General features: G+C 64.5%; 9 protein-coding genes. All 9 read right to left on the reverse strand.

Going from position 1 to position 8,886, the window contains the following annotated elements; translation table 11 throughout:
• Positions 1–92: 92 nt before the first annotated feature.
• A complete protein-coding gene (locus tag GYA94_RS22810) occupies positions 93–776 on the reverse strand; it encodes a sulfite exporter TauE/SafE family protein (RefSeq protein ID WP_054881972.1) in 684 nt (227 codons plus the stop codon).
• Positions 769–984, reverse strand: a complete 216-nt coding sequence (gene ccoS / locus GYA94_RS22815; RefSeq protein WP_054881973.1) for a cbb3-type cytochrome oxidase assembly protein CcoS — start codon at positions 982–984, stop codon at positions 769–771. Before ccoS ends, GYA94_RS22810 begins: the two co-directional genes overlap by 8 nt.
• On the reverse strand, positions 963–3,437 hold the full coding sequence (locus GYA94_RS22820; protein ID WP_161893149.1) for a heavy metal translocating P-type ATPase: 2,475 nt from the start codon (positions 3,435–3,437) through the stop codon (positions 963–965). Before GYA94_RS22820 ends, ccoS begins: the two co-directional genes overlap by 22 nt.
• A 155-nt stretch (positions 3,438–3,592) precedes the next feature.
• Positions 3,593–4,117 carry a FixH family protein gene (locus GYA94_RS22825; protein WP_009683903.1) on the reverse strand — a complete coding sequence of 175 codons (525 nt, stop codon included), beginning with the start codon at positions 4,115–4,117 and terminating at the stop codon, positions 3,593–3,595.
• Positions 4,118–4,132: 15 nt separating this feature from the next.
• Positions 4,133–5,548, reverse strand: coding sequence for a cytochrome c oxidase accessory protein CcoG (ccoG, locus tag GYA94_RS22830; RefSeq protein WP_161893150.1), 1,416 nt, complete (start codon positions 5,546–5,548; stop codon positions 4,133–4,135).
• Between the two features lie 307 nt (positions 5,549–5,855).
• Positions 5,856–6,833: a cytochrome-c oxidase, cbb3-type subunit III gene (ccoP, locus tag GYA94_RS22835; RefSeq protein ID WP_054913027.1), complete on the reverse strand. Its 978-nt coding sequence runs from the start codon at positions 6,831–6,833 to the stop codon at positions 5,856–5,858.
• Positions 6,830–7,021, reverse strand: a complete 192-nt coding sequence (locus GYA94_RS22840; RefSeq protein WP_009683899.1) for a CcoQ/FixQ family Cbb3-type cytochrome c oxidase assembly chaperone — start codon at positions 7,019–7,021, stop codon at positions 6,830–6,832. Before GYA94_RS22840 ends, ccoP begins: the two co-directional genes overlap by 4 nt.
• 5 nt (positions 7,022–7,026) lie before the next feature.
• Positions 7,027–7,635 carry a cytochrome-c oxidase, cbb3-type subunit II gene (ccoO, locus tag GYA94_RS22845; RefSeq protein ID WP_009683898.1) on the reverse strand — a complete coding sequence of 203 codons (609 nt, stop codon included), beginning with the start codon at positions 7,633–7,635 and terminating at the stop codon, positions 7,027–7,029.
• A partial coding sequence (ccoN, locus tag GYA94_RS22850) for a cytochrome-c oxidase, cbb3-type subunit I (protein ID WP_161893151.1) occupies positions 7,635–8,886 on the reverse strand: 1,252 nt, incomplete at its 5' end. The genes ccoO and ccoN, both read right to left, overlap by 1 nt.

Consider the following 8,886-nt stretch of genomic DNA (forward strand, 5'->3'; position numbering starts at 1 on the left):
GAAAGTCGAAAGTCGAAAGCAGATCTGCTTTTGCTTGTAGCTTGTAGCTTGTAGCTTGTAGCTTGTAGCTTGTAGCTTGTAGCTTGCAGCCCTCAATGCCCCATCAGCCAATGCTGGTGCGGCCCGGGCATGGTCCAGATACCAAACAGCATCACCAGCACCCCGCCGGCCACCCGCACACTGCGCCGTTTCAACAAAGTGTTTACCCGCTCTGCCGCCAATCCGGTCGCCAGCAGCACCGGCCAGGTGCCCACCCCGAACGCCAGCATCAACGCCGCGCTGTAGCCGGCATGGCCCTGGCTGGCTGCCCATAACAACGTGCTGTACACCAACCCGCATGGCAACCACCCCCACAAGGCCCCCAGCAGCAACGCACGGGGCAGGCTGGACACCGGCAGCAAGCGCGACGCCAGCGGCTGGATATGCCGCCACACGCCGCGGCCTAGCACCTCGATACGCGTCAGCCCGCTCCACCAGCCGGCCAGGTACAGGCCCATGGCAATCAACAGCAAGGCGGCCAGGACCCGCAGGGCCAGGGCGGCCGGGCTGCTGGCCACGGCCCAGCCGGCCAGGCCCAGCAGCAACCCGGCGCAGGCATAGCTGAAGATGCGCCCCAGGTTGTACGCCAGCAGCAGGCGCAGGCGCCTGCCGCGTTGTTCAGGGGGGATGGCCAAGGTCAGCGCACCCATCAGGCCGCCGCACATGCCCAGGCAGTGGCCGCCGCCGAGCAAGCCGAGCACCAGCGCCGAGCCCAGCAGGGGAAGCAGGTCAGGCACGGGGTGGCAAGTCCTTGTCGGCGTTGCCCGGCGTGTCGTCGGGTTTGACCGCCGCCTGGTGGCGAGGGTCCTGGTCGTCGAACAGAATGCTGTGCGCCGGGCCATCGAGGTCGTCGTACTGGCCACTGTCCACGGCCCAGAAGAAGATGTACACGGCCACGCCGACCAGCAGCAGGGCTGCGGGGATCATGACATAGAGGGCGGGCATGGCGTACTCCTGGCGGGTTGCGCGGCATTCATCGCGGGCAGCCCGGCGCTGACTGGCACGCGGGTCAGGCGCAGGGCATTGAGCACCACGATCAGTGAGCTCACCGACATGCCGACAGCAGCCCACACCGGGGTGACCCAGCCGAGGGCGGCGAACGGCAACATCAGGCCATTATACAGGGTTGCCCACAGCAGGTTCTCGAGGATGTTGCGGCGGGTGCGGCGCGCCAGTTCCAGCGCCTGCACCAGCGCGCTCAGGCGGTTGGACAGCAGCACCGCGTCGGCGCAGGTCTTGGCCAGGTCGGTGGCGCTGCCCATGGCGATGCTGATGTCGGCGGCGGCCAGCACTGGCACATCATTGACCCCGTCGCCCAGCATCAGCACCTTGCGCCCTTCGGCCTGCAAGGCTTTGAGGCGCTCCAGTTTGTCGTCCGGGCGCAGGCCGCCAATGGCGTGGTCGATGCCCAGTTGCGCGGCGACTTCCGCGACCATCGGCGAACTGTCGCCAGACAGCAGCAGGGTGCGCCAGCCCCGCGCTTTGCAGGCAGCCAGCAGGGCCGGTGCATCATCGCGCAAGCGGTCGTCCAGGCCGAACCAGGCCAATGGCCCCTGGCGGTCGCCCAGCAGCAGCCACTGGCCGCGAGGCTCGGGCACCGCAGGTACTTGCGCGCCGCTCAAGGCGCAGACGAAGCTGGCCTGGCCAATGCGCAGGCGCTGGCCATCGACCAGCCCTTCCAGGCCCAGGCCGGGCACACTCTGCACCTCTTCAGCAGGTGTGGCCGCGCGCCCGAACGCCCGGGCGATGGGGTGCTCCGAACGGTTCTCCAATGCCGCCGCCAGCGCCAGGCAACAGTCCGCGGGGTGGCTGCCGAGTGGGCGAATGCTGCGCAAGGTCAGCCTGCCTTCGGTCAGCGTGCCGGTCTTGTCGAAAATCACCGTATCGATCTGGTTCAGGCCTTCCAGCACATGGCCACGGGTCACCAGCAGGCCAAGTTTATGCAGGGTGCCGGTGGCTGCAGTGAGTGCGGTGGGGGTGGCCAGCGACAGCGCACAAGGGCACGTCGCCACCAGCATGGCCAGCACGATCCAGAACGCCCGCGCCGGCTCCAGGTACCACCACCACAGGCCGATGGCCACTGCGGCCAGCAGCGAGAACAGCAGGAACCCCTGAGAGGCGCGGTCGGCAATTTCTGCCAGGCGTGGTTTTTCCGTCTGCGCACGCTCCAGCAGGCGGACGATGGCCGACAGCCGCGAGTCGTGGCCCAGGGCCTGGACTTCTATGTTCAGCGTGCTTTCCACGTTCAAGGTGCCGCCGGTGACCCGGTCCCCCACTCGCCGCGGCTGTGGCAAGTACTCACCGGTCAGCAGCGATTCGTCGACGCTGGAGCGGCCTTCGACGACGCGCCCGTCGGCGGGAATCACTGCGCCGGGCAGCACCTGTACGGTGTCGCCGCATTGCAGTTCACTGAGCAGAATGCGCCCGCTGCGGCCTTGGCTGTCCAGGCGCAGGCACGAAGCCGGCAGCAAGTTCACCAGTTGCGCCGTGGCCACTGCGGTGCGCTCGCGGGCGCGGCGTTCCAGGTAGCGGCCGGTCAGCAGGAACAGGGCGAACATGCCGACGGTGTCGAAATACAGCTCGCCGCTGCCGGTGATGGCTGTCCAGATACCCGCGCCGAACGCCAGGCCAATGGCCAGTGACACCGAAACATCCATGGTCAGGTGGCGGGTGCGCAGGTCGCGTGCGGCGCCCTTGAAGAACGGCGCGCAGCTGTAGAACACGATGGGGATCGTCAGGAACAGCGCCACCCAACGCAGGATGGTGTGCAGCTCGGGCGACAGGTCGATGTTGAATTCCGGCCAGGTGGCCATGGTCGCCATCATTGCCTGGAACCACAACAACCCGGCCACGCCCAGGCGCCGCAGGGCGCTGCGGTTTTCCCGGGCCAACTGCTCGGCGGCCTGGTCGGGTTGGTAGGGGTGGGCGGCGTAACCGATCTGGCGCAGTTCGGCCAGCAGGCGCGACAGTGGCAGCTGCGAGGCATCCCAGGCAACCAGCAGGCGGTGGTTGGACAGGTTAAGGCGCGCCTCGGCGACGCCGGGCAGGTTGCGCAGGTGTTTTTCGATCAGCCAGCCACACGCCGCACAGCTGATACCTTCGATCAGCAAGGTGGCTTCGGCCAGGTCGCCCAAGTGGTGGACGAAGGTTTGCTGCACGTCACTGCGGTCGTACAGGGCCAGTTCGTCCTGCAACTGCCTGGGCAACGCTTCGGGGTTGGCGCTGTTGTCGCTGCGGTGCTGGTAGTAGTGTTCCAGGCCGCCGGCCACGATCGCCTCGGCCACTGCCTGGCAGCCGGGGCAGCAGAACTCGCGGGGCTCGCCGAGCACCACAGCGGTGAAGCGGCTGCCGGCAGGAACGGGCAGGGCGCAGTGGTAGCAGGGAATGGGTTGGGTCATCACATCATTGCCTTACACATAGCGGCCGGTTGGCGCGCTTCCCTGTAGGAGCGCCCTTGTATCGCGAAAGGGGCGCGAAGCGGCCCCACGATCTCAGCTTCGCAGCATAGGTTGCAGGGGCTGCTGCGCAGCCCTTTCGCGACACAAGGCCGCTCCTACAGGTGCTCGGCGCCTTGGATGGCTTCATCACCAAGCTGCAAGGTCACGCCATGCTCGACCTTCTCCTCCTCGAACAGCCGCCACACCTGGCCACCTTCACTGCCCAGCAGCTCAACGAAACGCCGCCCATCAACCTTGTCTTGCAGCTGCCCCACATAACGCCCGGCCTCGACCTGGCTCAGCAGCACCTTGCGGTCCTTTTCCGGCTGGGTGGGCGATATCAGGTTCAGTTCCAGGTTCTGCGGGTTGCTGTTGCCGGCCAGGCGCAGGTCCACTTCGCCGGTCAGTTCATCCAGGTGCACACTGGCCTGGAGGCGCAGCTTCTGTGCCAGCAGTTCGCGGTCCAGTGAGCGGTTGATGCCCTTGCCCGCCTCGTAGTAATTGTCGTTCACCAGGTTGTCCGGGTTGTTCACGGCGATGCTGACCATGCTCAGGCTCAGGCACACCGAGGTGGTGAGGATAGCAATGATGATCCAGGGCCAGAGGTGCTTGTACCAAGGGTCGGCGGCGGTGGCAGGCATTGTGGGTTATCTCTCTTAGCGGATCTGTGGGCCGATGAAGCGGCTCTTGGCTTCAACCTGCACGCTGCTGTCGTCGGCGCTGTTGAGGATGAAGGTGATTTCGTTGGTGGTCGATGGCAGTTTTTCCGGCGCCACCGACAGCTGCACCGGCAGGCTGACGATATCCCCGGCGGCCACGCGGATCTCGCGTTGGCCTTCGAGCGTGAGGTCTGGCAGGCCAGTGGCGTCCAGCACATACACATGGTCACGCTGGTCCTTGTTCATGACCTTCAGGCTGTACACGTTCTCGATCCGGCCCTGGGCATTTTCGCGGTACAGCACACGGTCCTTGCTGACGTCGAAACCGACCAGCGAGCGGGTGGCGAAGGCCGTGGCCAGGCCGATGATCATCACCAGCAACACCAGCGCGTAGCCGATCAGGCGGGGCCGCAGCAGGTGGGTTTTCTGCCCGGAGAGGTTGTGCTCGGTGGTGTAGCTGATCAGCCCTTTGGGGTAGTTCATCTTGTCCATGATGCCGTCGCAGGCATCGATGCAGGCGGCGCAGCCGATGCATTCGATCTGCAGGCCGTCGCGGATGTCGATGCCGGTCGGGCAGACCTGCACGCACAAGGTGCAGTCAATGCAGTCGCCCAGGCCTTGGGCCTTGTAATCCGCGCCTTTCTTGCGCGGGCCCCGGGTTTCGCCGCGGCGCGGGTCATAGGAAACGATCAGTGTGTCCTTGTCGAACATCACGCTCTGGAAGCGGGCGTAGGGGCACATGTACACACACACCTGCTCGCGCAGCCAACCGGCGTTGCCGTAGGTGGCGAGGGTGAAGAAGCCAACCCAGAAATAGGCCCAGCCATCGGCCTGGCCGGTGAAGAACTCGATCACCAGTTCACGGATCGGCGAGAAGTAGCCGACGAAGGTCATGCCGGTGACGAAACCGATCAGCAGCCACAGGCTGTGCTTGCTGAACTTTCGCAGGAACTTGTTGGCGCTCATGGGCGCCTTGTCCAGTTTGATGCGCTGGTTGCGGTCGCCCTCGGTGACCTTTTCGCACCACATGAAGATCCACGTCCATACGCTTTGCGGGCAGGTGTAGCCACACCAGACCCGGCCTGCGAACACAGTGATGAAGAACAGGCCGAAGGCCGCAACGATGAGGATGCCTGACAGCAGGATGAAGTCCTGCGGCCAGATGGTGGCACCGAAGATATAGAACTTGCGCTCGGGCAGGTTCCACCACACCGCCTGGTGGCCACCCCAGTTCAGCCATACCGTGCCGAAGTACAGCAGGAACAGCGCGGCACCGCCAACCATGCGCAAACGCCGGAACAGGCCGGTGAAGGCGCGGGTATAGATTTTTTCGCGGGACGCGTAGAGGTCGACGGAGTCCTTCCCTTTCGTGGCAGGCGGGGTTACATCATGTACCGGAATTTGCTTGCTCATCATCAAGTCCCACGGCAGTGGAAAAATGCCGCGGCCAGTGCGTGCCGGCCGCAGTCTCGCGCAATCTGCTAGCGCTCTGCGGTTCATGATACGCCGCTGTGGGCGGCCCGGGGTCGCACTGCGACCTTTAGTCGCGTTGGGTTCGCGGTGTGAATCGTGTTATGGCGGGTGTCAATTGATCCAGGTCATCAGCCTGCGAGAAATGCTTGGCTGTGCCGGCCTTTTCGCGGGCTTGCCCGCTCCCACAGGTCCCTCATCAGCCTCGAGGTTGTGGGAGCGGGCGAGCCCGCGAAGAGGCCAGGCCTGCTTACTCGGCCTTGGCCGGCTCAGCCTGGTGCGACAGGCTGTACACATAAGCCGCCAGCAAGTGCACCTTGTCGTTGCCCTGCAGCTGTTCCTGGGCCGGCATCTGCCCTTGGCGGCCATAGCGGATGGTCTGCTGCAACTGGGCAAAGCTGGAGCCGTAGATGAACGCCTGCGGGTGGGTCAGGTTCGGTGCCCCCATGGCTGGCGTGCCTTTGCCTTCCGGCCCGTGGCAGGCCACGCAGTTGGCGGCGAAGATCTTCTGCCCATTCTGCACATCGGCCTTGACCCCTTGCGGCAGGGTACGGCCATCGAGCTTGCTGACCACGAATGCCGCGACGTCGGCCACACCTTGGTCACCGATCACTTCGGCCCATGCCGGCATCACACCGTGGCGGCCGCCCATGATGGTGGCCTTGATGGTTTCCGGCTCGCCGCCCCAGCGCCAGTCATTGTCGGCCAGGTTGGGGAAACCGAAGGCGCCCTTGGCGTCGGAGCCATGGCATACCGAGCAATTGGAGGCGAACAGGCGTGCGCCCATTTTCAGCGCCTGCGGGTCCTTGGCCACTTCCTCGATAGGCATGGCGGCGAACTTGGCGTAGATCGGGCCGAAGCGCGCCTGGGCCTTGGCCATTTCCTTTTCCCACTCGTGCACGCCGGTCCAGCCCTGCTGGCCGTTGGAAAACTCGGTCTGTTTGTCGTTGTCCAGGTAGGCATAACCCGGCAGCATGCCTTTCCAGTTGCCCAGCCCCGGGTACAGCACCAGGTAGCCGAGGGCGAAGACGATGGTGCCGACGAACAGCCAGAACCACCATTTCGGCAGTGGGTTGTCGTACTCCTCGATGCCATCGAAGGCGTGCCCGACGGTTTCGTCGGTCACCTCTTCGCGCTGGCCCTTGCGGGTCGACAGCAGCAGCCAGGTCAACGAGAAGATGGTGCCCAGGGTCAGGACGGTAACGTACAGACTCCAGAAGGTTGTCATTGTTGTTTGCTCCCAGAAGCTTTTGCTTGCTCGACGTGCCGTTTGGCCTCGGGGTCATCGGCGAAGGGCAGTTGGGTGGCTTCGTCGAAGTCCTTCTTGCGCCGTGGGTTGAATACCCACAGCGCCAAGCCCACGAACGCCACCATCACCACGACGGTACCCAGGCCGCGAATCATCCCGATATCCATCAGCGTCACCGTTTGCTCTTGATGATGGTGCCAAGACCCTGCAGGTACGCCACGAGGGCGTCCATTTCGGTCTTGCCCTTGACCGCGTCACGGGCGCCGGCAATGTCGGCGTCGGTGTACGGTGTGCCGAGAGTGCGCAGCACCTCCATCTTCTTCGCGGTGTCCTTGCCGTCGAGCGTGTTCTCGACCAGCCAGGGGTAAGCCGGCATCTTCGATTCCGGCACCACGTTGCGCGGGTTGTACAAGTGCGCGCGGTGCCAGTCATCGGAGTAGCGGCCACCGACCCGTGCCAGATCCGGCCCGGTACGTTTGGAGCCCCACAGGAACGGGTGGTCCCACACGCTCTCGCCGGCGACCGAGTAGTGCCCGTAGCGCTCGGTTTCGGCGCGGAACGGGCGGATCATCTGCGAGTGGCAGCCCACGCAACCTTCGCGGATATAGATGTCGCGGCCTTCCAGCTCCAGGGCGGTACGCGGCTTCATGCCCTCGACCGGCTTGTTGGTCACGTCCTGGAAAAACAGCGGGACGATCTGGGTCAGGCCACCGACGCTTACCGCGATGACCATGAAGAAGGCCAGCAGGCCAATGTTCTTCTCGACGGCTTCATGCTTCATCAGTGCGCTCCCACAACGACGATCTTGGCGGCTTCTTCAGCCTGTGCCGGGTTGGCGGCACGCACGGTACGCAACACGTTGTAGGCCATCAGCAGCATGCCGCTGGCGAAGAACGCACCGCCCAGGGCACGCACGATGTAGCCCGGGTGGCTGGCTTGCAGTGCCTCGACGAACGAGTAGGTGAGGGTGCCGTCATCGTTGATGGCACGCCACATCAGGCCCTGGGTGATGCCGTTGACCCACATCGAGGCGATGTACAGCACGGTGCCGATGGTGGCCAGCCAGAAGTGCGCGTTGATCAGGCCAACGCTGTGCATCTGCACGCGGCCATACAGGCGCGGGATCATGTGGTACACGGCGCTGATCGAAATCATGGCGACCCAGCCGAGGGCGCCTGCGTGCACGTGGCCAATGGTCCAGTCGGTGTAGTGCGACAGCGAGTTGACGGTCTTGATGGCCATCATCGGGCCTTCGAAGGTGGACATGCCGTAGAACGCCAGCGACACCACCAGGAAGCGCAGGATCGGGTCGGTACGCAGTTTGTGCCAGGCGCCCGACAGGGTCATCATGCCGTTGATCATGCCGCCCCAGCTTGGCGCCAGAAGGATGATCGACATCACCATACCCAGCGACTGCGCCCAGTCGGGCAGGGCGGTGTAGTGCAGGTGGTGCGGGCCGGCCCAGATGTACAGGGTGATCAGCGCCCAGAAGTGCACGATCGACAGGCGGTACGAATAGATCGGCCGCTCGGCCTGCTTGGGCACGAAGTAGTACATCATGCCCAGGAAGCCGGTGGTCAGGAAAAAGCCCACGGCGTTGTGCCCGTACCACCACTGGATCATCGCATCGGTGGCGCCGGAGTAGGCCGAGTACGACTTGAACAGGCTGACCGGCAGGGAGATGTGGTTGACGATGTGCAGCATCGCGGTGACCACGATGAAGGCACCGTAGAACCAGTTGCCGACATAGATATGCTTGGTCTTGCGCTTGACGATGGTGCCGAAGAACACCACCCCGTAGGTGACCCAGACAATGGCCAGCAGAATCGCCAGTGGCCACTCAAGCTCGGCGTATTCCTTGGTGGTGGTGTAGCCCATCGGCAGGGTGATCAGCGCCCCGACGATCACCGCCTGCCAACCCCAGAAGGTGAAGGCGGCCAGGCTGTCGGAAATCAGCCGCGTCTGGCAGGTGCGCTGCACCACGTAGTAGCTGGTGCCGAACAGCGCGCAGCCGCCGAAGGCGAAGATCACC

Origin of the sequence: Pseudomonas juntendi (assembly GCF_009932375.1) — a bacterium.
In the GTDB taxonomy this organism is placed as follows: domain Bacteria; phylum Pseudomonadota; class Gammaproteobacteria; order Pseudomonadales; family Pseudomonadaceae; genus Aquipseudomonas; species Aquipseudomonas juntendi.

What these genes read in the sequence shown, in the direction of transcription:
- ccoS (WP_054881973.1), bottom strand. Translation starts at nt 984, where the DNA reads ATGCCCGCCCTCTATGTCATGATCCCCGCAGCCCTGCTGCTGGTCGGC.
- GYA94_RS22820 (WP_161893149.1), bottom strand. Translation starts at nt 3,437, where the DNA reads ATGACCCAACCCATTCCCTGCTACCACTGCGCCCTGCCCGTTCCTGCC.
- GYA94_RS22825 (WP_009683903.1), bottom strand. Translation starts at nt 4,117, where the DNA reads ATGCCTGCCACCGCCGCCGACCCTTGGTACAAGCACCTCTGGCCCTGG.
- ccoG (WP_161893150.1), bottom strand. Translation starts at nt 5,548, where the DNA reads ATGAGCAAGCAAATTCCGGTACATGATGTAACCCCGCCTGCCACGAAA.
- ccoP (WP_054913027.1), bottom strand. Translation starts at nt 6,833, where the DNA reads ATGACAACCTTCTGGAGTCTGTACGTTACCGTCCTGACCCTGGGCACC.
- GYA94_RS22840 (WP_009683899.1), bottom strand. Translation starts at nt 7,021, where the DNA reads ATGGATATCGGGATGATTCGCGGCCTGGGTACCGTCGTGGTGATGGTG.
- ccoO (WP_009683898.1), bottom strand. Translation starts at nt 7,635, where the DNA reads ATGAAGCATGAAGCCGTCGAGAAGAACATTGGCCTGCTGGCCTTCTTC.